This window comes from Brachybacterium sp. UNK5269, from assembly GCF_049266655.1.
Taxonomy (GTDB): Bacteria; Actinomycetota; Actinomycetes; order Actinomycetales; family Dermabacteraceae; genus Brachybacterium.
Genome location: NZ_CP184883.1, coordinates 574,193 through 597,389 on the forward strand (window position 1 = coordinate 574,193; position 23,197 = coordinate 597,389).

The following is a 23,197-nucleotide window of genomic DNA, read 5'->3' on the forward strand; positions in this document are numbered from 1 at the left end:
CCGGCCTCCGGCAGCGGCTCATCCGTCGTCCCGGCGCCGCACCTCGTGCACCGTGAGCCCCTCGATGTCGCGGAAGTCCTTGGGGTTCGCGGTGTAGAGGGGCAGCTCGCGGGAGAGGGCGGTCGCAGCGATCAGCGCATCATAGGCGCGAGCCGCCGGCTTGCGTCCGGAGGCTCGCAGGGAGGCGGCGACCCTCCCGAAGGCACGCGCGGCGGCACTGTCAAAGGGGATCGGTTCGAAATCCGTTTCGGCCTGCTGCAGGTGCGCCTGCCGTGCAGCGCGCACCGAGGAGGAGCGGGCGACATGGGGACCGACAGAGAGCTCCGCGAGGGTGAGCGCCGTGATGCTCGGCGTCGACGGCAAGGACGCCGGATCCAGGCCGGCGAGATCGATCAATGCGGACGTATCGAGCACGCCTTCTAGGCTCGGATGCCTCACAGCTCCGGGTCGATCAGCTCGTCGATCTCGGCCTTCAGCTCCTCGGCGTCGATCGCCGGCAGCGAACGTCGACGTGCGATCAGAGTCTCGACACCGAGCGCGCGCCGAGGCAGAGGGGTGACGGCGGCGACCGGTTCGCCGTCGCGCGTCACCGTCAGCGTCTCCCCGTGCTCGACCCGCCGCAGCACCTCGGCGCTGCGATTGCGCAGATCCCTGATCGTCACCCCGTTCATGGGTCGAGTGTATCACCGGTGATACACCGTCGGCCGTGCCGGTCTGACGACTCTCACCGCCGCCGCATTACCCTGGTCGCAGCGTCGACTCACCGGTCGACGCCGCTCACCGACGAGGAGAGCCTTGGTGATCACCCGACGTCGCGCCCTCCTGCTGGCCGCCCCGCTCGCGGCCGGCGTGCTGCTGTCCGCCTGCACCGGCCCGTCGGCCGGGCCCGCGACACCCGCCCCTGCTACGGATGGCGTCGAGACGCTGGTCAGCGGGCTCCAAGTCCCCTGGTCGATCGCGTACCACGGCGAGACCGCGCTGATCAGCGAGCGCGACACTGCCCGCGTCCTCGAGCTCACCGCCGACGGCACCACCCGCGAGGTCGCGGTCATCGAGGGCGTCACCCCGGGCGGCGGGCGGACTGCTGGGCCTGGCCGTGCACGAGGACCACCTGTTCACCTACGCCACCACCGCGAGCGGGAACCGCATCGAGCGCCGTGCGCTCACCGGGGATCCCGGCACCCTCGGGCTGGGCCCGGCGGAGGTGCTCGTCGAGGCGATCCCGGCGGCCGGGAACCACAACGGCGGGCGCCTGGCGATCGGCCCGGACGGGATGCTGTACGCGACCACCGGGGACGCGGGCCGACCCGAGAGCGCGCAGGACCTCGAGTCGCTGGCCGGGAAGATCCTGCGCCTCACCCCTGACGGGACCGTGCCCACCGACAACCCGTTCCCCGGCTCGCTCGTATGGAGCGTCGGGCACCGCAACCCCCAGGGCATCGCGTGGGCAGGCGACGACACCATGGTCGCCAGCGAGTTCGGGCAGAACACCTGGGACGAGCTGAACCTCATCGAGCCCGGCGGCAACTACGGCTGGCCCGAGGTGGAGGGCATCGCCGACCAGGACGGCCGCATCGATCCGCTCCTGCAGTGGGCACCAGAGGAGGCCAGTCCCAGCGGCATCGCGATCGCAAACGACGTCGTGTACGTCGCGAACCTGCGCGGGCAGCGACTGCGCGCGGTGCCGCTGAAGGATCCGGACTCCGTGCGCGAGCTGCTCGTGGGGGAGGCGGGCCGCCTGCGCGACGTGGCCCTCGCCCCCGACAGCTCCCTCTGGGTGCTCACCAACACCACCGACGGCCGCGGCGAGGCGGCCGAGGGCGGTGACCGCATCCTCCGCCTCGTGCCGCCGCCGTGACCCGCCGGGGCGCCTGGTCAGATCCCGAGCAGTCCTGCAGCGCTGCAGTCGGTGCCGATCGGCGCGTCGATGGTGAGCTCGGATTCGTGGTGGACGCGCCGACCGGATATGACCCGACTAACCCACTATCGGATCGTATAATAACCTTGCTTATACACGCTTAGAGAGAGTGATCAATGGATCTCGCGCGTAACCCGTACACCCCGGGAGCCGGGACGGCGCCCCAGTGACCTCAGCGTCTCGCGGGATGCGCTGATCAAGAAAGGGCTCATCTTCGCCCCGGACCGTGGGGTCTTGCAGTTCACCGTCCCGCACATGGACGACTACATCCGAAGGCAGTACGACAGTTGAACTCCGGTGTGCAGCGCGAGGGCCGTCCTGTGGACTACCCGGCACGGGCGCCGGAGAGATTTCAGCTCGCTCGACGGCGTCATGCAGGCACCGGTGGGCCCGACGAGGACCCCGAGGGCGGGTTCGCCTACGGCGACTGGCAGGCGCCGCACGCGGCCTCACCCCGCAGCCAGCGCGCCCGTGAGCCCCTTGCGCACCCACTCCCGATACGCCGCCGCCGACAACCCGAGGGAGTCCACCAGTAGGCGATACGTCTCGGGATGCCCGATCGTCCAGATCGTCGCCGCAGCCTCCTCGTCGGTGATGTCGGCGAGGGCTCCCCGGGCTCGCAGTGCGGCGGCCGCGAGGCGATAGTTGTGCAGGCGCTGCTCGTCGCGGGCGCGCTGCACGCCCGCGGCCTCGTCATCGATCGCGGCGGCCTGGCGGATCACCGACCACACCCAGGCGGTGCTCGTGTTCACCTCGAGGAACCAGTCCGCGAGCACCGCGATCACTGCGGCGGCATCGCCGGCACGGTCCACGCGCTCCTGCATGAACTCGGCCACCGGAGTCGGCGCCTGCAGGCCGGAGGCCGCGACGTCGAGCACCGCCGAGAGCAGCGCCCCCTTGTTGCCCACGGAGTTGTAGATCGTCTGCACCGAGACCCCGGCCTCGGCCGCGATCGCACCGATCGAGGTCCGGGCATAGCCACCGGCCCGGAACAACCTGCCGGCGGCCCCCACGATCTGCTCACGGGTCAGGGCGGCCTGCGCGTCGCGTAGCGTGCGAGGAATCTCTGAGGCGGCGGACATGCTCACTAGCATAGCCATCCACTCAGTAGAAGAGTATTCTACTGAGTGATGGAGGAGGCTCTCATGGAGCACATCGAGACCGTGGTCATCGGCGCAGGCCACTCCGGCCTGGCCGCAGGCTTTCACCTGGCGCGCAGGAAGCTGCCGTTCACCATTCTCGACGCGGGCGGGCAGGTGGGGGACGTGTGGCGTGCACGGTGGGATTCGCTGCGACTGTTCACGCCCGGCCGGTTCAGCGGCCTGCCCGGGCTGGCGAACCCGGTGGGCCGCGACGGCTATGCGGGCAAGGACGAGTTCGCCGACTACCTCGCGACCTATGCCCGCCGTTTCGACCTTCCCGTCCGGCTCGGCGTCCGCGTCCGGAGCGTCATCCCCCGTGGCGACGAGTTCGAGCTGGACACCACCGCCGGGCCGATGTCGGCGCGCCACGTCGTGGCCGCCGGTGGACACAACGCCCTGCCGCACGTGCCCGCTCTCGCCCGCGACCTCGATGCCGGCATCCGGCAGCTGCACTCCTCCGACTACCGCAATGCGGGAAGCATCCCGCCCGGCGCGGTGCTCGTGGTGGGCGCCGGCACCTCGGGCGCGGAGATCGCGCTCGAGCTGGCGCCCACCCACCGCGTCTCCCTCGCCGGTCGCCCGACCCCGCACATCCCCGATGCCGTGTTCCGCTACGCCGGCAGCGCCTACTGGCTGATCGTGCACCGGCTGCTCACCACCGGCACCCCGCCCGGGCGCAAGGTCGCCGCCTCCTTCGGCCTCCGCGGTGCCCCGCTCATCCGGATCTCCCTGCCGCAGCTGGAAGCGGCCGGGGTCACCCGGCTGCCCCGCCTCACCGGAGTGGCGGACGGACGCCCCCTGACGGACGCTGGCGAGGTGTGCACCCCCACCGCGATCATCTGGGCCACCGGTTTCCGGCCCGACCTCCGGTGGCTCCCGCCCCTGGACGTCGATGCCGTCGGCGTCCCCATCACGGAGCGCGGGGTCGTGCGTCGATACCCCGGCCTCTTCTTCGTGGGGATGCCGTTCCAGTACGCCCTCACCTCAGGACTCATCGGCGGCGCGGCGCGCGACGCCGAGTACGTCGCGGGCCGCATCGCCGCCGGCGTCGCCTGAGAGGACGGCTGGTCCGTCGTCGCGATGCGGTGGCTCCGCGCAGCCGAGCGGCGCCGAGGTCGAGGCTCTTGACACCCCGCTGCCGCGGGACGACACTTCCGCTCACGCCGGGACATCCCGCCCCGACCCCGCCCAGGGAGCCCCGCCATGGCCACGACCCCCGGCCGCCTTGTCATCGACCTGTTCAGCTCGCTCGACGGCGTCATGCAGGCACCGGGCGGTCCCGACGAGGACCCGGAGGGCGGCTTCGCCTACGGCGGCTGGCAGGCGCCGTTCGCCGATGACGGGGTGGGCGCGGAGGTGGGCGCCGGCATCGCCGAGCTCGACGCGCTGCTGCTCGGTCGGCGCACCTACGACATCTTCGCCGCCTACTGGCCCCACCATCTCGACGGCCCGGACAGCCCCATCGCCCGGACGTTCGATGCGGTGCCGAAGTACGTCGCCTCCCGCGGGCGCCCGGAGCTGCCGTGGAGGAACTCGCACCTGCTCGGGACGGATCTGGAGACGGCGGTGGCGGGGCTGCGCGCGCGGCACCGCAGCATCCACGTCATCGGCAGCATCGACTTCTCCCGCACGCTCGTCGCGCGTCGACTGTTCGACGAGCTGACCTTGTGGGTCTACCCCATCGTCCTCGGGGCGGGGAAGCGCCTCTTTCCTCCCGACGGTCCGCCCCGCAACCTCGCCCTCACCGCCCCGCCCACCGCGAGCGCCACCGGCACGCTGACCCTCCGCTACGCCCCCGCGCCCGGGGAGGTGACGACGGGGGACATGTCGGCGCGGGACTGACCGGCAGTTCGTGCGCTGCCCCCGTAGCGTTCGACGCTTCGACCTGGCGGTGCGCACCGCGAAACCGCCGGTGTTCCCGCCGTCCGCCGGCCGCGGTCGATGCGCCGGGGCGTCCGGGTTGCCCCTGTGAGGACGCGATGCGGGATGCCAAGGCGTCACCCTCGACAGCCATGAGTTAACGTTAGCGCCATAAAGTTAACTGAGGAGTGGGGATGGGTATCCACGGCACATGGCTGGCGGGGCATCAGGCGCCCGACTACCGGGGAGCCTCGGCGGCTGCTCGTCGGGGCGGCGCCTTCTCGTACTACCTCCCTGCGCGTCTGACCGATCAGGACGTGGGAGCTCAGCTCGACCGCGCGGTGCGCGAGGAGGCCCTGGAAGTGTCCGGCCTCATCACCGCCGCGTCCGCGCAGGTCGATGAGGCGACCAGGCGTGGGATCTACCCGCTGCTGCTGCGCTCGGAATCCATCGCCTCCTCTCGGATCGAACAGGTCAACGCCTCCTCGCGGGACGTCTCCTACGCCCAGCTCGGGGTGCAGTCCGATCATCTGCGCAACCACGAGGCAATGAGCGTGGCCCGCAACGTCGAGGCGACCCGGACGGCGATCGAGCAGCTCGCCGCGCGCGACGAGTGGGGGATCGGCGACGTCGAGCAGATCCACGATGCCCTGGGTGTGGTCGGTGCCGCGACCGGAGTGCGCGAGGTCGACGTGTGGATCGGGGGGCGGGACAAGGTCCGTGCCGACTATGTGGCACCTCCGCCTGGCGAGGTCCGCGATTTGATCGAGGATCTGCTGCGCTACCTCGACCACTCGGGAGAGCATCCCTTGCTGCTCGCGGCGATCGCGCACGCGCAGTTCGAGACCATCCACCCCTTCGAGGACGGGAACGGGCGTGCGGGCAGGGCGCTGGTCCACGCAGTCCTCGAGCGAGGGGGAGTGGTGCGATCGGGCCTGCTTCCGGTGTCAACCGCGATCCGCTCGCGCGAGCGGGAATACGTCCAGCGCCTCGGCGCTGTCCGTACCGATCTGCCCGACCGGGCCGTAGAGGCACTGAACGAGTGGGTGCGCTTCTTCGTCGAGGTCGCGGCGGAGGCCGGGGACACGATGCAGCGCATCCAGGAGGAAGTCCGGGCCCTCGACGCTGCGCTCGCCGAGAAGGCCGCGGGCCTGCGGGCTGATTCGTCGGCTCGCCGGATACTCCCGGTGCTGCGCCAGCAGCCGGTGGTCACCGCTGCCTTCATCGCTGACCGCCTGGGCGTCTCTCCCGTCGCGGCGCACCGCGCTGTGGACACCTTGGTCGCCCGCGGGATCCTCACCTCGGGGACCGGGAAATACCGACGCTCGGAGGTCTTCCAGGCTGACGATGTGCTGCGGCTGGTCGACCAGGTGAGCTGAGTCCGGCCAGCACATTCCGCACCCGCCTGCCATGCTGGCCCCATGAGCCTGCGCATCGGTGCTGTCGTGCTGAACGTCCGGGACGCCGACCGGGCGGTGTCGTTCTGGACCCGAGCGCTGGACTATGTGCCGTCGGCGTCGGACGAGCTGCTCCTGCAGCCCGCCGCGGGACCCGGCACCGGCCCCGGGCTCCATCTCGACACCGAGGACGCCACGCACCTCGACCTGTACGCGGTGGCGGCCGACGACGTGAGCGTCGAGGTGGAGCGACTGATCTCGCTCGGCGCGACCCGGGCCGAGGACTGGGAGCTGCCGCCCGGCGCGGACTTCGTGGTGCTGCGCGACCCCGAGGGCAACCTGTTCTGTGTCATCCCTGCCTGAGCGATCGCTCCGGTGACACTGAGGCCGCTGCCCACCAAGACCCGACCCACCGCGAAACGAACGCCGAGGCAGCGAGCTGGGGGTTTTCCCCCGCTCCGACGCGGCGGCCGGCCCTGTTACCCGTGGGTCAATGGCGCCGATACGCTCGCCCGATGCGGACCCAGACCCTCCCCGATCCCGTGACCAGCGCGCCTGCGGCGACGCAGCCCCGAGCGCGCAGCTGGTCGCTGCCCCTCGGCATCACGGCGCTGCTCGGCGCCACGCTCGTCTCCCTCGTCATCGGCGCCACCATCGTCCCGATGGAGGCCGCCCACGGCCGACTCTTCACCGACACCCCCGCCGGCTACCAGCTCCTGGTCTACGCGCTCGGGGCGACCATGATCCTGTGGACCGTCCTCGGCCTCGCCGCACTCATCACGGGCGTCCTCTCGCTGGTGCGACACGGCGCGAACGGGCGCGCGATCGGAGGGATCGTGCTGGCCGTCCTCAGCCCCTTCGCCGCGGTGGCGGCGCTGATCGGCGCCATGCTCGGAGGGGCGATGCTGCTGTAACGCGGCACGTCGAGCGCTCAGGGCCCGAGAGCCCTGATCACCCCTGCGGAACGCCTTCCGCGCTGCGACCGGCCCGCCACCGCACCACGATCACCGCCACGGTGAACGCCAGGAACAGCGTCGCGAGCCCCAGTCCGGCCCCCGTGATCAGCGCCCCGTGCAGAGCGGAGACGACGTTCATCGTCCGCAGCCCGCCGATGGCTCCCGCTCCGGCGACCTCGTACGGCAGCACGGTCAGGAACAGCGCCGTCAGCCCGATCGCCCCGATCCCGGGCACGATCAGCGCATACGGGGCCACGCCGGTCAGGGCGACGCCCAGCACGATGAGCACGGCCCCGATCAGCACCGCCACGCCGGGTCCGAGCTGCGGGGTCAGCTCGAACCGCTGGAGCTGGATGGTGAGCCCCGTGGCGACACCGCCCACCATCAGCAGCGTCCCGGCGAACAGCAGGACGGGCGAGAGGATCGTCCCGACCACGGACAGGGGCACGCTCCGGACCGGTCGCCGGCGCGCGTGGGCGAGCACGGCCCCCATCACGGGGAGCACGATCGTGACCAACGCGGGGACGCCGTAGTACAGCCCATAGGAGCCGTCGATCCCGAGCCGTCCGGGCAGGGCCTCGGACAGGGGGAGGGTCAGCTGCACGGTGAGCCTCGGGACCAGGAGGGCGACGGTGAAGAGGACGGCATAGATCCCCGAGACCAGCAGACCGGCGGAGCTCCAGATCCCGAGCAGGCCCACCACCACCAGCAGGACCACGCCGAGGGCGAGCCACCCGATCGACATCGGCAGCACCTGCGGCAGGGCCGCCTCGAGCGGCATGCGCCGCATGACCACCTGCATCCACGGCACCCCACCGGCCGAGAGCGCGAGCAGCGCGACCGGCACGGCCAGGAGCGTCACCAGCGTGGTGACGATGCGCGCGAGCGCGGAGGAGCGATGCATGAGGACCCCTTCCCCAGGCGGGGGTGCGGAGAGTCCGCAGCAGCCCCCGATCGCTCCCAGGCTAGCGGCGGGGGAGGGCCGACGGGCGGGTTCGGGCAGATCAGGGCTCCGGCGCGGGCTGCAGCCCTTCCAGCCAGCCCCGGGTGGTGCGGATGTGCGCCGTGGCCTCGAGCTGGGCGCGCACCGGATCCCGGTCCCGGATCGCCTCGGCGATGCGCAGATGCTCGTGGTCGCTGGTGCGCTTGAGCATCTCCGCGTCGCCGTGCTCGAAGACCCGGTAGTGGCGCCCGCGCTGGCGCATCGAGCGCAGCACCACCGCGATCGCCTCGTTCGCCGCACCGGAGGCCAGCAGCTCGTGGAAGGCGTCGTCGAGCGCGGCCCCGTCGTCCCGCCAGGACCGCGCCGCGAGCTGCTGAGCCAGATCCAGCAGGCGCTCCCGCTGGGCCTCGTCGAAACCGGCCGCGGCCTGCGCGGCCGCGTACCCCTCGAGCAGCTGCCGCATCTCGAACAGGCCCACGTACTCCTCGAGCGGCAGCAGCGGGATCGTCACCCCCAGCCCCGACATCACCGTCTCCGCAGTGAGCGCCGAGACGAAGGTGCCGGCCCCGGTGCGGGAGGTGAGCACCCCGGCGAAGCCGAGCATCTTCTGCGCCTCGCGCAGGGAGCTGCGGGAGACGTCGAGCTCCGCGCAGAGATCCTGCTCGCTGGGCAGACGGTCCCCGGGAGCGAGCGCGCCGGAGGAGATCATCCGGCGCAGCCCGTCGAAGGCCTTCTGCGCCTGGGAGCGTTTCAGCTCACCCATTCCCACCACCTGTCAGACGAGTCGGTGTCATTACGGTAACGGATCCGTGTGATGCTCCGTGAGACGGCGGCCACAGTGCATTATCTGTCAGACAGATCATCGCGAGAGGCGGAACGTTGACACAGGTGCTGATGACGAGGGACGGCCGTGAGGCGCCCGCTCTGTGGGACCTCGATGCGGACTACCGGCACCTCAACCACGGCTCCTTCGGCGCCGTCCCCACCGCGGTGCTCGCCCACCAGGTGGAGCAGCGTGAGCAGATGGAGCGCAATCCGGTGCGCTGGTTCAGCACCCTCGCCTCCCGGATCGGGGGGCTGCGCGCCGACGTGGCCGCGCGCCTCGACGTCCCCGCGGCGGACCTGGTGCTGGTGGCCAACGCGAGCGCGGGCGCCTCGATCATGTTCCGCACCCTGGCCGGCCGGGGCCCCGTGCACGTGCTCGTCACCGACCACGGCTACGGCGCCGTCTCCATGGGCGCCGAGCGGCTGGCCCGCGAGACCGGCGGCACGTGCACCACGCTGCCGATCCCGCTGGACGCCTCGGACGCCGAGGTCGAGGCCCTCGTCGGCCGCCACCTCGCAAGCCGTCAGACAGATCTGCTGGTGATCGACCAGGTCACCTCCGCCACCGCCCGCCGCCTCCCCGCCGCCGAGCTCACCCGCCTCGCCCACCGCCACGGCGCCCTGGTGCTGGTGGACGGGGCCCACGCGCCCGGCGCCCTCGAGGACCCGGTGGTGCGCGAGGCCGACGTGTGGATCGGGAACCTCCACAAGTTCTGGTGCGCCCCCCGCGGCACCGCGGTGCTGGTGCGCAACAACCCCGACCTCGACCTGTTCCCGCTGGTGGACTCCTGGGGCGGCCACGAGCCCTTCCCGGACCGCTTCGACCACCAGGGCACCGTCGACATCACCGCCTGGTTCTCCGCTGCCTTCGCCCACGACCACCTCGCCGAGCAGTTCGGCTGGGACGCGATCCGCCGCCACGGCGCCCAGCTGATGCAGCGCGCCGAGCAGGAGATCGGGGCGGCCCTACAGGCCGCGGGCGTGGCCGACCCGGTCGCGGACGTCGGCCACGGCTTCGGCCCGATGCGTCTGTTCCGCCTGCCCGGGACCCGCGCCTGGGACCACGACAGCGTCGATGCGCTGCGGGTGCCGTTCATGGACGCCACCGGCTGCATCGCGGCCTTCACCGAGTTCCACGGCGAGGGCTTCCTGCGGCTCTCCGCCGCCCCCTACACCACCGCCGCCGACATCACCGCGATGGCCACGACGGCGATCCCGATCCTGGCCGGGCTCACCGGCCACCGCACCTTCGAGAGGACAGCATCATGAACCTGGCACACACCACCGTAGGGCGCCGCCAGCTCCTAGCCGGCACCGCCGCCGGCGGAGCGGCCCTCGCGCTCGCCGCCTGCGGGGGAGGGAGCGAGAGCGCCGACGGCTCCGTCACCATCACCATGGTCGAGTCGATCACCAGCTCCGCCCGCACCGAGCTGCTGAAGTCCCTGATCGCGGACTTCGAGGCCGCCAACGAGGGCATCACCGTCGAGCTCGTCTCCCCGCCCACCGAACAGGCCGACCAGAAGATCCAGCAGATGCTGCAGGCCGGCTCCGGGGTCGACGTGCTGGAGGTGCGGGACCTGACCATCGGCCCCTTCACCAACAACAGCTGGCTCTACGACATGACCGCCGAGACCGAGGGCTGGGACGGCTTCGCCGACCTCACCGACCAGGCCAAGGCCTTCGCGACCTCCGTGGACGGCAAGACCTTCGCCATCCCCTACGGCTTCTACGGACTCAGCCTCTACTACCGCCCCGACCTGATCGCCGAGGCCGGATTCGACGGGCCCCCGGCCACCTGGGAGGAGCTGGTCGAGCAGGCCGCCGCCGTCCAGGACCCCAGCCAGAACCGCTACGGCTACGCCTTCCGCGGCACCTCCAACTCGATCGGCCAGGCGATGAGCGCCCTGGAGGCGTACAACGCCGAGGACATCGATCCCGAGAACGCCTACGCGCTCGCCGACGGCTCGACGATCTTCTCCTCGCCCGCCTCCCAGGAGGCGCTGGACATGTACATCGAGCTGTTCCGGACCGGCTCCCCGCAGTCCGCCGTGGCCTGGGGCTACCCCGAGATGGTGGAGGCCTTCACCAACGGCTCCACCGCCTTCCTGCTGCAGGACCCCGAGGTCATCGCCGCCGTCGAGGCCTCCTCCCTGACCGAGGACCAGTGGGCCGTCGCGCCGCTGGTGACCGGCCCGACCGGCAAGGCCACCTGGCCGATGGCCACCGCCGGCTGGGGCGTCGCCGAGTCCTCCGAGCACAAGGAGGCCGCGGTGAAGCTCGTGCAGTTCCTCTCCGTGGACGCCTCGACCACCTTCGCCAAGGAGAACAGCCTGGTCCCGATCCTGCAGAGCGCGGGGGAGGACGAGCACTTCAAGACCGGCCCCTGGGCCGCCTACGTCACCATGACCGAAGCGCCCGAGACCTACCTCAGCTGCCAGGAGCCGCGCGGGGTGGCCTGGTGGACCGAATGGGGCCAGCGCTCTGACACCGACATGCAGATGATCCTCACCGACTCCCTGACCACGGCCGACGCGCTGAAGGGCTGGGACGAGTTCTGGTCCGAGAAGTGGGAGGGCTGAGCCGGTGACGGACACCTCCGTCGCCCCGAGGAAGGTCGCGCCGCCGCGGACCGCCCGCCGGTCCGCGCGGCGCACCTTCTCGGTGCGCACCGCTCTGCTGATCGCGGCGTTCCTGGCCCCGGCGTTCCTGTTCGTCGTCGTGTTCACGTACTACCCGATGCTGCGCGGCAGCCAGATGGCCTTCCGCGAGTGGAACCTCTACGACCTCACCAGCACCCCCTGGGTGGGGCTGGAGAACTTCCGCACCATCGTCAGCGACCCCAGCTTCGGGCGGATCCTGCTGAACACGGTGGGCTGGGTGGTCGGCTCGATCATCCCGCAGCTGGTGATCGGCTTCGCGATCGCCCTGTGGCTGCGTCGCGCCTTCCGCTTCCGCGGGCTCTACCAGGCCTTCGTGTTCTACCCGTGGGCGGTCTCGGGCTTCCTCATCGGGCTGCTGTTCCGGTGGATGTTCAACTCCGAGTTCGGGGTCATCAATGACCTGCTCACCCGCGTCGGCCTCATCGATACGCCGATCCCGTGGCTCGCGGACCCCAACCTCGCCATGGTCGCGGTGGTCATCGCGAACATCTGGTACGGCGTCACCTTCTTCGCGATGATGATCCTCGCCGCCCTCCAGTCCGTCCCCGACGAGATGCTCGAAGCGGCCGCGATCGACGGCGCCGGGCGGGCCCGCACCCTCTTCTCGGTGATGATCCCGGCGATCCAGTCGACCCTGGTGCTGACCGTGCTGCTGCGCGTGATCTGGATCTTCAACTTCCCCGACGTCATCTGGGCGATGACCGCGGGCGGCCCCGCCGACCAGACGCACATCGCCACCACCTGGATGATCCAGCTGACCCAGCAGGGCAACTACGGCCAGGCCTCGGCGCTAGGGCTGACCATCGTGGGCCTGCTGATGGTCTTCGCCGCGGTCTACCTGGCTCTGCTCTCCAAGGACAACACCCGATGATCAACCGCGACACCCCGCTCCTGCGCGCCGTCCGCTTCGGCGGGCTCGGCATCTGGCTGCTGATCACGATCTTCCCGCTGTACTGGATCCTGGTCAGCTCGCTGAAGGCCCCCTCCGACATCGCCGCCTACCCGGTGCAGTACCTCCCGCTGCGGCCCACGCTGGAGAACTACGCCTCGCTGTTCTCGCAGTCCGACTTCGGTCAGAACATGCTCTCCAGCCTGATCGTGGCGACCTCCGCGGGGCTCGTGGCGACCGTGATCGCGACCCTGTCCGCCTACGTGCTCTCCCGCTTCCGGTTCCGGGCGCGGGGTTTGGTGGTGCTCGCGTTCCTGGTCACCCAGATGATCCCGGCCTTCATCGCGCTGGGGCCGCTCTACCAGATGATGGTGGCGCTGGACCTGGTCGACAACCGCGGCGGGCTCGCGCTGGTGTACGTCGCGATGTGCATCCCCTTCTCCGCGATCATGCTCAAGGGGTTCTTCGACAACGTCCCCGAGGAGCTCGACGAGGCCGCCATGATCGACGGCTGCAGCCGGCTGACCGCGCTGATCCGCATCATCCTGCCGGTGATGCTCCCGGGCCTCGCCGCGACCTTCATCTTCAACTTCGTGAACTGCTGGAACGAGCTGTTCCTGTCGGTCACGCTCATCAACTCCAGCGACAAGCGCACCATCCCCACCGCCCTGAACGGCTTCATCACCAGCTTCAACATCGAATGGGGGCCGCTGTCCGCGGCGGCCGTGCTCACGGTGATCCCGACGATGGTGCTGTTCGGCATCGCCTCGAAGTGGATCGTGGCGGGGCTGACGGCGGGGGCGACGAAGGGCTGAGGGGCCCCGCGCGGCGCGATGCGATCCAGGATCGCGGGAAACGGTGGACCCGGTCAGACCGCCGCGACCCGCCGTGTCCTGCCACCGGCTCGCCGTCGCACCACGGCCGCCGCCACGGTGAACGACAGGAACAGGACCGCGAGACCCGGCTCGGCGCCGATCATCAGCATGCCCTCCAGGGTGGCCGTGGCCGCGAAGACCGGCAGGCCGCCGATCCGCTCGGGTCCTACGACGTCGAAGGGCAGCCCGGTCAGGAACAGGCCCGTCAGCGTGATCACGATGAGCGCCGGCGCGAGCAGCGCGTACGGCGCCACGGCGGCGATGGCGACACCCAGCACGATCAGGGCGGCCCCGATCAGCACGACCCCGACGGGGCCGAACTGCGGAGTGACCAGCCCCGCCCCGATCTCCGGGGCGAGCCCGATGGTGGTCCCACCGACGACGAGCACCATCCCGGCGAGCAGGAGCACTGGAGAGAGGGCCGTACCGACCACGGCCAGGGGAAGGCTTCGGACGGGCCGTCTGCGCGTGAGCGCGAGCGCGACCCCCATCGCGGTGAGCACGAGCGTCACGACCGCCCAGACGCCGAAGGCCAGCCCGTGGGCGGCGGCCGTCCACAGGGGCCACGGCAGGACGCTGGACATCACACCTGGGAGGTTCTGGGCGACCGCAGGGATGAGGATCGGGGTGGTGAAGGCAACGGCGAAGACGCCGCAGGCGAGGAGCCCGGCGGAGCTCCAGACCCCGAGCAGCCCGACGATCGCCAGCAGGATCACCGCCAGGGCGATCCACGCGACCGACGGGGGAGTGCCTCCGCGACGACGGTCGAGAGCGGCGCGGGCCGCTGGATCGCGTTCATCCAGTGCACCCCGCCGGCCGAGAGGGCGACGAGCGCGGTCGGCACGGCCAGCAGCGTGATCAGCGCGGAGACGATGCGCGCCCGTGCGGAGGAACGATGCATGAGTGGCCTTTCCGCAGGTGAGAGTGGGGAGAGTGTGAGAGCGCCCCGGTCCGGCTCAGAGTAGCGGCACGGGCTTACGGGACCGGGATCCCTCGGGGGCGACTCTGAGCGCACCGCCGCGCTCGCCGCGGACCACGCCCGCGGGACCGAGGCCCTGCTGCGCGGATTCCTGGAGCGGCAGCGGGGGTGACCGGGCCGGAGGGCGCCGAGGAGTCGGAGCGAGGTCGCACCGACCTCAGTACTGCGCGAACACCTGCGTCCCGTAGGCGACCCCGTCCTGGACATGCACGCCGATCCCGATGTGCGTGGTCCCCGCACGCAGCATGTTCGCCTGGTGGCCCGGCGAGTTGAACCACTGCAGCGCGAGCGCGCGACCCGTCTCCGTGCCGGTGCCCCTGCCGACGCTGCGGTAGGCGATGTTCTCCGCGGCGGCGCGCCAGCCCCCGGGGATCTGCTCGGCGTAGCGCGGGTTGTGCTCGAAGCGGCCGGTGGTGGCCATGGTCGTCGACCAGGTGCGGGCGACGCCGTCCATCTCGGTCCGGCGGGACAGGGCCCGCGCTCCGGCGTCCGCGCGGTAACTGCTGGTCGCCACCAGGATCGCCGCCTCGGCATCGCGCACGAAGGTCGACACATCGCCCGCCAGCGGGATCGACGTGCGCAGCCCGAGCGCGTCGTACCGGTGGAGGAAGGCGGCCATGGCGCCCCGCTCCAAGGGCTGCAGCGGCCGGAAGGTGTCGTCCGGCCACCCGGTCGAGATGCCGGTCGAGGCCAGCCAGGAGATCTGCCTGCTGAACTGCATCGAGGGCGGCACGTCCCGGAACGGGGCGCGCGCCGGCGTGGGATGGCGCGGGGAGCCGGCCATGCGATAGAGGAACGCGGCCATCGCGTCGCGGGTGACCGTGCTCAGCGGCCGGAACGTGCCGTCGGCCCAGCCGGTGGTGATGCCGGTCGAGGCGAGCCAGGAGATCTCCTCGCGGAACATCATGCCCGGGCCCACGTCCCGGAAGGTGGCGTTCCCGGTCTCGCTCGGGGAGCCGGCCAGGCGGTGGAGGAAAGCCGCCATCGCATCGCGGTTGATGTGCTGGTCGGGGCGGAAGGTGCGCTGAGCGCCCACGCCCCAGCCGGTGGAGATCCCCGCTCCGCGGTCCAGCTGATCTGGTGGTGGAACTGGTGGCCGCGAGGAACGTCGGCGAACGCCGGGGCGGCGGTGGCAGGAGCCGCCGTGAGCAGGGTGGCGCCCCCGGCGGCAGCGCCGGCGACGGCCGCGGTCAGCAGGGTGCGGCGGGAGATCTGAGCAGACAAGGGGCGGCCTCTCGAGGGTCGGGGGCGGGCTGGACGCACGCGGTGCGCCGGACGACCTCCCGGGGTCGTGCAACGCTGCGTCCGATCGTCAGCGCCGCTGAGGTCGTCCTGCCCGAAGCCTACGGGCGGGGCCGACGGGCGCGGGCGCGCTTGTGCGGAGCCGCCGGCCCGGGATACCGCCTGGTATCCGGTCTGACGTGCCGCTATGAAGGCGCTATAACGGCACCTCAGACTGGATACCGCCGGGTCACGGACGACGACGCGAGCATGCGGGCACTGCCCGCGCGATGCCGCCGCTCACGTCCGCAGGTGCGAGGCCCCGTTCAGGTCGAGGATCGCCCCGGAGGCCCACTGCGCCTCCGGTGAGGTCAGGTACACGATCGCCGCCGCGACCTCTTCGGCCGTCCCCACCCGCCCGAAGGGGCTCTGGGCGCGCAGGGCGTCACCGGCCGCCCCCGCGAGCTTCTCCTGCTGGCGCTGCGTGTCCACGAACCCCGGCGCCACCGAGGCGACCGCGATGCCGTGGGGTGCGAGCGCGAGCGCCATCGACTGGCCGAAGGCGTGCAGCCCGGCCTTCGCGGCGCCGTAGGCGGGGGCGTCGGGCTCCCCGCGGAACGCACCGCGGGAGCCGACGTTGACGATCACCCCCGGGGCCTCGCGGGCGATGAGGGAGCGGGCCACCAGGTAGGTCAGGTTCGCGGGGGCGGTGAGGTCGACCTCGATCATCCGCGTGAACCGCTGCTGCCAGGTGTCGTAGTCGGTCTCGTCCACCCGGTGCTCGGTCGCCGCGCCGGGCGCGATCCCGGCGTTGTTGACCAGCACGTCGATCTGCCCGAGGCCCTGCTCCGTCTCGCGCACGATGCGCTGCGCGGTCTGCGGATCGGACAGGTCGCCGCCGACGAGCACATGATGCTCGCCCTGCAGCAGCGACAGCGTCTGCTCGGCCGCGGCGACGTCTGCCCCGTAGTGGACGGCCACGCGGTCCCCGCGCTCGCTCAGCGCGATCGCCGTGGCCCGGCCGATCCCGCGGGATGCTCCCGTGACCAGTGCACATCTCATGGTGTCTCCGCTCAGCTGGTGCCTGTTCCCGATAGGTAGCGCTCCGGGCCATCCTTCCCGACGGCGGCGGACTCGGGCGAACGGCGCTCAGCGCCGTGCGCATCCGCCGCCACACGGGTAACGTGCCCGCCGAGACGCGCATCATGCGCCTCGACGCAGTTCCCACGACCTCACAGAAGCCGAGGCCCCCGCCCATGATCGATGCGACAACTCGCCTGCTCATCCCCGAGGCGGAGCGCGGGGCCGGCACGATCGTGGTGGTCGGGTCGATCAACGTCGACCTGATCGCCCACGTCCGCCGTCACCCGCTGCCGGGGGAGACCCTCCACGGCAGCGGCGGGCAGATGCTGCCCGGCGGCAAGGGCGCCAACCAGGCGGTGGCCGCCGCCCGGCTGGGCGGCAGCGTCCACATGATCGGCGCGGTGGGCACCGACCCGCAGGCCGCCGTGGGCCGCTCCGGCCTGCAGGCGGCCGGGGTGGGCCTCGAAGGGGTGCGGGAGGTCGAGGGGCCGACGGGTCTGGCGATCGTGACCGTCGCCGAGGACGGCGAGAACTCCATCGTGGTGATCGCCGGTGCGAACGCCGCAGTCGACGCCGCCCAGGTCACCGCCGCGCGGGAGGCGATCGGCGCGGCCGCGATCGTCGTGGCCCAGGGGGAGATCCCCCGCGAGGGCATCGAAGCGCTGCCGGCCCTGGTCACCGGTCGCTTCCTGCACAACCCCGCCCCGGTCATGGAGCTCGATCCGGCGGTGCTGCTGGCCTCCGATCCACTGGTGGTCAACGAGCACGAAGCCGCCCTGGTGCTCGCGCAGCTCGACCCCGGCGCCTCCGCCGCCGAGCGGAGCCCGGAGCAGACCGCCGAGGCCCTCCGCGCCACCGGGATCGCCTCGGTGGTCCTCACCCTCGGTGCCCAGGGCGCCCTGGTGGCCGACGCCGACGGACTGCACGCCGTGCCCGCCGCCCGGGTCACCGCGGTGGACACCACCGGCGCCGGCGATGCCTTCATCGGCGCTCTCGCCGTGGGCCTCGCCCGCGGTGACGCCCTGCCCGTGGCGGCCCGTCTCGCCTCCCAGGTGGGGGCCTTCGCGGCCACCGGCCACGGCGCCCAGCCCAGCTACCCGCAGGCCGGCCAGGCGCTGCCGCCGCTGTCGGAGGAGAGCGCATGAGACGCGGAGGGATCCTCCACCCCCAGCTCAGCGAGCAGCTCGCCCGCCTCGGGCACACCGACACCTTCGTGATCGGCGACTGCGGCCTGCCCATCCCGCCCGGGGTCCCGCGCGTGGACCTCGCGGTGGTGATGGGGGTGCCCGGCTTCGCCGAGGTGGCCGACGCGATCCTGGCCGGTGGAGGCCGCGGTGGTCCTCCGCGGCGGGGTGGGGTTCTGAAGGGGCCTCGCCCCTCGGGGTGATCATCCGCTGCGCGGTGGTGCAGCCCTCGGGTCCGGCCTCAGGGCCCGACGGCGCTCGGCCCGACGGCGCTCGACCCCGGCGCTCGATCCCGGCCAGGCGGCGACCGCATCGAGCATTCGGGGGGAGGGGCGGACGGACCCGCCTCGCCGGGCCCGACGCGGGTGGTCTTCCACGACCAGGCGTACATCATGTACATGATGTACAGCGTGCGCAGAGACGAACCGTGGTTCCGAGCGCTGCCGAGCGCCGGGGCGAACCATGGTTCCGAGCTCTGCCGTGCGCGGGGACGAACTATGGTCCCGACCTTTGCCGTCCGCAGCGGCACCCTTGCCCCGCGCCCGCCGACCAGGGACGCCACGACGGAACCGGAGACCGCGGCCGGCTCACCCGTATCCCGCCAGCACTTCCCGCACCACGGCGCGCGGATCCGGGGCGTCCATGAGCGCCCGCACCAGCGCGACCCCGGCCACCCCCGTCCCCGCCAGCGCCGGCACGTCGCTCGGGGCGACGCCGCCGATCGCCACCACCGGCAGCGACGTCGCCGCGGTGAGCGCCGGGTACCCCGCCACCCCGATCGGCTCGCGGCCGGAGTCCTTGGTGGGGGTGGGCCGGAACGGGCCGGCGCCGATGTAGTCGATCACCCCCCGCAGCGCCTCGGCGGCGCGCACCAGCTCCAGGGTGCCGGTGGTCAGCCCGATGATCGCCTCCGGGCCGAGCAGACAGCGCGCGGCGGTGGCCGGCAGGTCGTCCTGGCCCAGATGCACCCCGTGGACCTCCGCCCCGCGGGTGCGGGCCGCGAAGGCGACGTCGGCCCGGTCATCGACCAGCACCCGCGTCGCCGGCCGCGCCGCGTGCACGGCGTCGGCCACCGCGCAGGTCAGCTCCAGGAGCTCGGCCGCCGCGGCGTCCTTGGCCCGGACCTGCACCACGCCGGCCCCGGCCGCGGCCGCCGCCGCGGCGACCTCCACGGTGCGCCGGTCGATCCCCGTGGTCACCAGGTAGCAGCGCAGGTCGAGGGCGCGGGCGTCGGTCCACACCCCGCTGATCCGCCCGTCGTCGGTGCTCATCGCCCCACCTCGTCCAGCGCGTCCAGCAGGTGCATCCGGAAGGATCCGGGACCGGTGGAGCGGGCGGCGGCGCGCTCGCCGGCCAGGTCCAGCCAGGTGGTGGCGGCCAGCGCCGCCCGGAAGGGGTCCGGCTCGACGGCGGCGCAGGCCGCGGTGAGCGCCCCGAGCAGGCAGCCGGTGCCGGTGACCCGGGTCAGCAGTGCGGTGCCGCGTTCCACGTGGGCCCGTCGCTCGGCGTCCACGATCAGGTCGATCGCGCCGGAGACGGCCACCGCGCCCCCGGTGCGCGCCGCGATCTGCGCGGCGGCGTCCTCAGCGACGTCGGACCCGGCCGTGGAATCCGCCCCGCGGCCGCCGGTCCCGACGCCGGCCAGGGCGAGCACCTCGGAGGCATTGCCCCGCACCACCGCCGGCCGGGAGTCCACCAGCGCGCGGGCCAGGGGTGTGCGCACCGGGGCGAGGCCGATGGCGGTGGGGTCGAGCACCCAGGGGCGCTGCTGCGCCACGGCCACCGCGACCGTGGCGGGGATGCCGTCCATGGCGTCGGTGCTGAGGGTGCCCAGGTTCACCGCGAGCGCGTCGGCCACCGTGGTCACCGTGGGCGCCTCGGCGAGGGTCTCGGTCATCATCGGGCGGGCGCCGGCGGCCAGCAGCCCGTCGGCCACGATCGCCATGGACACCGTCGCGGTCAGGCAGTGCACCACCGGCTGCCGCGCGCGCACCGCCTCGAGCACGGCGGTCACGGCCGCGAGGTCGGGATCGGCGCCGGTCATCGGGCACTCCCGACCTCGGCCGGGACCGGGGGACGGGGCACGGCGCCCGCGGCGACCTCGTCGATGTCCCCGTCGATCTGTCGCGGTGACAGCCGCGGGCCGAGGGCGGCGCCGAGCATCAGCAGGGCGCCGCCGAGGGCGACCAGGGCCATCACGGAGCCGTGCCGGCCCAGCACCGGCTCGATCAGCGGCAGGTAGAAGGGGTACAGCGCCGGCAGCACCAGGGAGAGGCTGTAGCCCATGCCGTAGCCGGTCGAACGCACCTCGGTGGGGAACCGCTCGGAGAGGTACGCCGCGACCGGGCCGTAGGCGGAGACGGTGATGACCTGCAGCACCGCCGCCCATGCGGCCGCGACGGCGAGGGTCGGCGAGGTCACCGCGGCCAGCCACACCAGCGGGCCGGCGAGCATCGCGACCGCGCCCCACAGTAGGAACAGCCGGCGCCGCCCGGTGCGGGTGGAGAGATGACCGGCCAGCGCCATCACCAGCGCCTGCGCCACCGAGGCGATCCCGATCACCAGCGGGACCGCCGTGGTGGGCAGGGGGCTGTCCGTGTCCAGCCGGGCGGTCAGCAGCAGCACGGTGGTGTTGGTCAGCAGCCACAGGCCCGTCATCAGCAGGAACACCTGCCAGAACGCGCGCGCCCAGCGGCCGGCGAGCACATCGCGCACGCCGGGTCGCGGCTGCTGCGGGCGCTCGGCGGCCTGCCGGGCGCGGCGGTGGAAGACGGGGGCGTCGGTGACCTGGCGGCTGTAGTAGACGAACATGCCCAGCGACAGCGCGGCCCCGAGCACGAACAGCAGCCGCCAGCCCCAGACCGCATAGGCCTCGGGTCCCAGCAGCGCGAGCAGGGCGGCGACGGAGAACGCGATGCTCGCCTGCGCCCAGGGGGCCATGGACAGGATGAGTCCGCTCATCAGGCCCCGCCGACGCGCGGTCGACCACTCCATGGCCAGCGGGATCGCCGCGGAGTACTCGCCGGCCACGAAGATCCCGCCGAGGAACCGCAGCACCAGGATCAGGGCGATGGTGGCGCCGCCGAGGATCTCGTGGGTGGGCATGGCCGCGATCGCCAGGGCGCACAGGGCGGTGCCGGCGATGGCGATGCGGGTGGTGCGGGTGCGCCCGAGCCGGTCGGCGATCGCCCCGAACACGATCCCGCCGACGGGCCGGCCCAGCAGCATGGCGATGACGATCAGCGCCCCGGTCGAGGCGGTGGCGGCGGGCCCGGCGAGCACCAGCATCGCCGGGGCCAGGGCCGTCAGCGGCAGGAAGACGTGGATGTTGTCGATCCAGTTGCCCACCACCCCGGCGCGCAGGGCGGCCCGCCCCTCCGGCGGCAGCGCCTGCGTCCCCGGGGCAGACGCGTCCGTGGTCGCGCGGCTCATCGGGCACCCCCGACCAGCGTCGCAGCGGCGGACGCGATCGCTCGCGGTTCCGGGGCCGGGGGTTCGAGGCGCAGGGCCTGGTCGAAGAACTCGAGCTCGTGCCGGCAGGCCGTGAGGTAGGCGCGGGCGGCCTGGGCGCGCACGGCCGGTGAGGCCGCGGCCAGCTCGCGCTCGAGCTGGCGCAGCGCGGCCTCGGTGGCGGCCACGAAGCCGGGGTCGCGGTAGGTGTCCAGCCAGGCGGCGTAGGGATGCTCGGCCGGCACGGCGGGCAGCTGGGCGCCGACGTGGGCGTAGAGCCAGAAGCAGGGCAGCACGGCGGCGACGCCCACCGTGCGATCCTCGCCGAGCGCCGTGGCGAGCAGGAAGTCCGTGTAGGCGCTGGTGACGGGGCTGGGGAGGGCTCCTCGCCGCCTGCGAGCCAGCTGCGATGCAGGGCCGCCTCCACGGTCAGGCAGTCGGTGGCCGCCTCGGACCAGAAGACCTGGGCCTCCGCCTCGCGGGAGCGGGCGGCCAGGGCCGCCAGCGCCCGGGAGTAGCGGCCGAGGTACAGCGCGTCCTGGGCCAGGTAGAACTCGAACGCCGGGGCGGGCAGGGTGCCGTCGACCAGGGCGCCCACGAATCCGGAGGCGGCGATGGCGGCGGTGATCTGCGCGCCGGCGGCCCAGAGCGCAGCGGTCCAGGGTCCGGCCGGCGCGACCGCCGCCACCGGCGCGGCGACGGGGCCGCTCCACGCGGGACCGACCTCCGCCGGCGCCAGGTCCTGCGGGTCCTCGAGTCGCGCGGGCAGAGCGCCCGCGCCGAGCCAGGGCGCGGCGGATCCGGCCGCCTGCAGGCGGCGGGAGCGGTGGGCATGGTCCACCGGTCCGTGGCCGGAGCCCACCTGCAGCGCGGCGCCGTGCGCGATCGCCTCGTGCAGCCAGGCGGTGGCCCAGGCCAGGGCCTCGCCCGGCGTCTCGCCGCGGCCCAGGCGGGTGGCGAGCGCGGCCGACAGCGAGCAGCCGGTGCCGTGCGTGGCCCGGGTCTCGAGACGGGAGGAGGGCACGGAGATCCGGGTGCCGTCGGGGTCCACCCAGGTGTTGGTGACCAGCGCGTCGCTGAGGTGGCCGGTCTTGACCACCACGGCCACCCCGGTGCGGGCGGCCCAGCGGGTCGCCTGGTCCAGTGCCTCGGTCTCGTCGGCAGCCCGCGGGGAGCCGGTGAGCACGGCGAGCTCGTCGATGTTCGGGGTGACCACGGTGGCGCGGCGGCAGAAGGCGACCATGGCCTGCTCGGCCTCGGGCTCCAGCAGCCGGTCCCCGCTGCTGGCGACCATCACCGGATCCACCACCAGCACCGCCGGGGCGCTCCGCTCGCACCAGTCGGCGACGGTGGCGATGACGTCGGCGGTGCCGAGCATGCCGGTCTTCACGGCCTCGAGCGTCACGTCCTCGCCGACGGCCTGCAGCTGGGAGCGCAGGAACGGTGTGGGTGGCACATGGAGGTCGCGGACCCCGTGGGTGTTCTGGGCGACCAGCGCGGTCACCACGGTCATCCCGTAGCCGCCGGCGGCGGTGATGGACTTCAGGTCGGCGGCGGTCCCCGCGCCGCCCGAGGGATCGGTGCCAGCGATCGACAGCACACGGGGAACGGACGGTCTGGGGGCATGGCAGGAAGAAGTCACGCGGACATCCCTTCGCTAGTCCTAACTAGATCAGGTTCCACGGGTGTGATCTCAGCGCCTGGCGGCGCACCCCGTGTCCGCGGCCGAGTATAGGCATACGCGCGATCCGCCGAGCGGCGGGCTCGGTCGGTCGGCACGCTCTGCGCTTCCCGCGCCGCCGCGAGACCTGCGGG

General features: G+C 72.7%; 25 protein-coding genes, 1 pseudogene and 1 riboswitch. Of the genes and pseudogenes, 12 read left to right on the forward strand and 14 right to left on the reverse strand.

The annotated features are described in order from the left end of the window. Window positions 1-18: 18 nt before the first annotated feature. Together ACOJUI_RS02595 and ACOJUI_RS02600 are read right to left on the reverse strand one after the other, a co-directional pair. Window positions 19-414 (reverse strand): type II toxin-antitoxin system VapC family toxin, encoded by a 396-nt coding sequence (locus ACOJUI_RS02595; RefSeq protein WP_422116549.1) that lies wholly within the window; start codon window positions 412-414, stop codon window positions 19-21. Between the two features lie 20 nt (window positions 415-434). Beyond that, complete coding sequence (locus ACOJUI_RS02600) at window positions 435-671, reverse strand: type II toxin-antitoxin system Phd/YefM family antitoxin (protein WP_422116550.1); 237 nt, start codon at window positions 669-671, stop codon at window positions 435-437. Window positions 672-1,096: 425 nt separating this feature from the next. Between ACOJUI_RS02600 and ACOJUI_RS02605 the strand changes: the two genes are divergently transcribed. Continuing rightward, on the forward strand, window positions 1,097-1,858 hold the full coding sequence (locus tag ACOJUI_RS02605) for a PQQ-dependent sugar dehydrogenase (RefSeq protein WP_422116551.1): 762 nt from the start codon (window positions 1,097-1,099) through the stop codon (window positions 1,856-1,858). A 509-nt stretch (window positions 1,859-2,367) separates the two neighbouring features. Here ACOJUI_RS02605 and ACOJUI_RS02610 read toward each other — a convergent pair. Further along, window positions 2,368-3,000: a TetR/AcrR family transcriptional regulator gene (locus ACOJUI_RS02610; protein ID WP_422116552.1), complete on the reverse strand. Its 633-nt coding sequence runs from the start codon at window positions 2,998-3,000 to the stop codon at window positions 2,368-2,370. 63 nt (window positions 3,001-3,063) lie between these two features. Between ACOJUI_RS02610 and ACOJUI_RS02615 the strand changes: the two genes are divergently transcribed. From ACOJUI_RS02615 to ACOJUI_RS02635, 5 genes are all read left to right on the forward strand, one after another. Then, complete coding sequence (locus tag ACOJUI_RS02615; protein ID WP_422116553.1) at window positions 3,064-4,116, forward strand: flavin-containing monooxygenase; 1,053 nt, start codon at window positions 3,064-3,066, stop codon at window positions 4,114-4,116. A 147-nt stretch (window positions 4,117-4,263) separates the two neighbouring features. Continuing rightward, the gene (locus ACOJUI_RS02620) at window positions 4,264-4,902 is read left to right on the forward strand and encodes a dihydrofolate reductase family protein (RefSeq protein ID WP_422116554.1); all 639 of its coding nucleotides are present in this window, start codon (window positions 4,264-4,266) and stop codon (window positions 4,900-4,902) included. Window positions 4,903-5,261: 359 nt separating this feature from the next. After that, the gene (locus ACOJUI_RS02625; protein WP_422116555.1) at window positions 5,262-6,299 is read left to right on the forward strand and encodes a Fic family protein; all 1,038 of its coding nucleotides are present in this window, start codon (window positions 5,262-5,264) and stop codon (window positions 6,297-6,299) included. Between the two features lie 42 nt (window positions 6,300-6,341). Then, window positions 6,342-6,680 carry a VOC family protein gene (locus tag ACOJUI_RS02630; protein ID WP_422116556.1) on the forward strand — a complete coding sequence of 113 codons (339 nt, stop codon included), beginning with the start codon at window positions 6,342-6,344 and terminating at the stop codon, window positions 6,678-6,680. Between the two features lie 152 nt (window positions 6,681-6,832). Continuing rightward, a complete protein-coding gene (locus ACOJUI_RS02635; RefSeq protein ID WP_422116557.1) occupies window positions 6,833-7,231 on the forward strand; it encodes a hypothetical protein in 399 nt (132 codons plus the stop codon). 37 nt (window positions 7,232-7,268) lie between these two features. Here ACOJUI_RS02635 and ACOJUI_RS02640 read toward each other — a convergent pair whose 3' ends face one another. Both ACOJUI_RS02640 and ACOJUI_RS02645 read right to left on the reverse strand, forming a co-directional pair. Further along, window positions 7,269-8,177, reverse strand: a complete 909-nt coding sequence (locus ACOJUI_RS02640; protein ID WP_422116558.1) for a hypothetical protein — start codon at window positions 8,175-8,177, stop codon at window positions 7,269-7,271. A gap of 100 nt (window positions 8,178-8,277) precedes the next feature. Beyond that, window positions 8,278-8,979, reverse strand: coding sequence for a FadR/GntR family transcriptional regulator (locus ACOJUI_RS02645; RefSeq protein ID WP_422116559.1), 702 nt, complete (start codon window positions 8,977-8,979; stop codon window positions 8,278-8,280). A gap of 131 nt (window positions 8,980-9,110) precedes the next feature. On the opposite strand from ACOJUI_RS02645, the gene ACOJUI_RS02650 reads away from it, so the two are divergent. The 4 genes from ACOJUI_RS02650 to ACOJUI_RS02665 are packed head-to-tail and all read left to right on the forward strand — an operon-like array spanning window position 9,111 to window position 13,405. Continuing rightward, entirely contained in the window at window positions 9,111-10,310 is a 1,200-nt protein-coding gene (locus tag ACOJUI_RS02650) for an aminotransferase class V-fold PLP-dependent enzyme (protein ID WP_422116560.1), read from the forward strand. Next, entirely contained in the window at window positions 10,307-11,620 is a 1,314-nt protein-coding gene (locus ACOJUI_RS02655; RefSeq protein WP_422116561.1) for an ABC transporter substrate-binding protein, read from the forward strand. The genes ACOJUI_RS02650 and ACOJUI_RS02655 overlap by 4 nt, the downstream gene beginning before the upstream one ends. A gap of 4 nt (window positions 11,621-11,624) precedes the next feature. Beyond that, window positions 11,625-12,572, forward strand: coding sequence for a carbohydrate ABC transporter permease (locus ACOJUI_RS02660; RefSeq protein WP_422116562.1), 948 nt, complete (start codon window positions 11,625-11,627; stop codon window positions 12,570-12,572). Then, window positions 12,569-13,405 carry a carbohydrate ABC transporter permease gene (locus tag ACOJUI_RS02665; protein ID WP_422116563.1) on the forward strand — a complete coding sequence of 279 codons (837 nt, stop codon included), beginning with the start codon at window positions 12,569-12,571 and terminating at the stop codon, window positions 13,403-13,405. The genes ACOJUI_RS02660 and ACOJUI_RS02665 overlap by 4 nt, the downstream gene beginning before the upstream one ends. Before the next feature lie 53 nt (window positions 13,406-13,458). On the opposite strand, the gene ACOJUI_RS02670 is transcribed toward ACOJUI_RS02665, so the two are convergent. The 4 genes from ACOJUI_RS02670 to ACOJUI_RS02685 all read right to left on the reverse strand — a co-directional run bounded on the left by ACOJUI_RS02670 (window position 13,459) and on the right by ACOJUI_RS02685 (window position 16,727). Next, window positions 13,459-14,181, reverse strand: a complete 723-nt coding sequence (locus ACOJUI_RS02670; protein WP_422116564.1) for a hypothetical protein — start codon at window positions 14,179-14,181, stop codon at window positions 13,459-13,461. Beyond that, a complete protein-coding gene (locus tag ACOJUI_RS02675) occupies window positions 14,178-14,366 on the reverse strand; it encodes a hypothetical protein (RefSeq protein ID WP_422116565.1) in 189 nt (62 codons plus the stop codon). The genes ACOJUI_RS02670 and ACOJUI_RS02675 overlap by 4 nt, the downstream gene beginning before the upstream one ends. 235 nt (window positions 14,367-14,601) lie before the next feature. Then, the gene (locus tag ACOJUI_RS02680; RefSeq protein ID WP_422116566.1) at window positions 14,602-15,480 is read right to left on the reverse strand and encodes an S-layer homology domain-containing protein; all 879 of its coding nucleotides are present in this window, start codon (window positions 15,478-15,480) and stop codon (window positions 14,602-14,604) included. Window positions 15,481-15,965: 485 nt separating this feature from the next. Next, window positions 15,966-16,727, reverse strand: coding sequence for an SDR family NAD(P)-dependent oxidoreductase (locus ACOJUI_RS02685; protein WP_422116567.1), 762 nt, complete (start codon window positions 16,725-16,727; stop codon window positions 15,966-15,968). Window positions 16,728-16,921: 194 nt separating this feature from the next. Here ACOJUI_RS02685 and ACOJUI_RS02690 point away from each other — a divergent pair, with 194 nt between their 5' ends. Together ACOJUI_RS02690 and ACOJUI_RS02695 are read left to right on the forward strand one after the other, a co-directional pair. Further along, entirely contained in the window at window positions 16,922-17,893 is a 972-nt protein-coding gene (locus tag ACOJUI_RS02690; protein WP_422116568.1) for a ribokinase, read from the forward strand. Then, on the forward strand, window positions 17,890-18,135 hold the full coding sequence (locus tag ACOJUI_RS02695; protein ID WP_422116569.1) for an RbsD/FucU domain-containing protein: 246 nt from the start codon (window positions 17,890-17,892) through the stop codon (window positions 18,133-18,135). The genes ACOJUI_RS02690 and ACOJUI_RS02695 overlap by 4 nt, the downstream gene beginning before the upstream one ends. A 384-nt stretch (window positions 18,136-18,519) precedes the next feature. Here the strand turns inward: ACOJUI_RS02695 and ACOJUI_RS02700 are convergent, their stop codons facing one another. The 5 genes and pseudogenes from ACOJUI_RS02700 to ACOJUI_RS02720 all read right to left on the reverse strand — a co-directional run. After that, window positions 18,520-19,203, reverse strand: coding sequence for a thiamine phosphate synthase (locus ACOJUI_RS02700; protein WP_422116570.1), 684 nt, complete (start codon window positions 19,201-19,203; stop codon window positions 18,520-18,522). Further along, the gene (thiM, locus tag ACOJUI_RS02705) at window positions 19,200-19,976 is read right to left on the reverse strand and encodes a hydroxyethylthiazole kinase (protein ID WP_422117600.1); all 777 of its coding nucleotides are present in this window, start codon (window positions 19,974-19,976) and stop codon (window positions 19,200-19,202) included. Before thiM ends, ACOJUI_RS02700 begins: the two co-directional genes overlap by 4 nt. After that, on the reverse strand, window positions 19,973-21,364 hold the full coding sequence (locus ACOJUI_RS02710; protein ID WP_422116571.1) for an MFS transporter: 1,392 nt from the start codon (window positions 21,362-21,364) through the stop codon (window positions 19,973-19,975). Before ACOJUI_RS02710 ends, thiM begins: the two co-directional genes overlap by 4 nt. Then, window positions 21,361-21,840: a hypothetical protein gene (locus tag ACOJUI_RS02715; RefSeq protein ID WP_422117601.1), complete on the reverse strand. Its 480-nt coding sequence runs from the start codon at window positions 21,838-21,840 to the stop codon at window positions 21,361-21,363. The genes ACOJUI_RS02710 and ACOJUI_RS02715 overlap by 4 nt, the downstream gene beginning before the upstream one ends. After that, window positions 21,801-23,024: pseudogene (locus ACOJUI_RS02720) on the reverse strand (bifunctional hydroxymethylpyrimidine kinase/phosphomethylpyrimidine kinase); the annotation flags it as partial. The pseudogene ACOJUI_RS02720 and the gene ACOJUI_RS02715, both read right to left, overlap by 40 nt. Beyond that, window positions 23,015-23,108: riboswitch (TPP riboswitch) on the reverse strand. Its footprint overlaps the pseudogene before it by 10 nt. Window positions 23,109-23,197 lie beyond the last annotated feature (89 nt).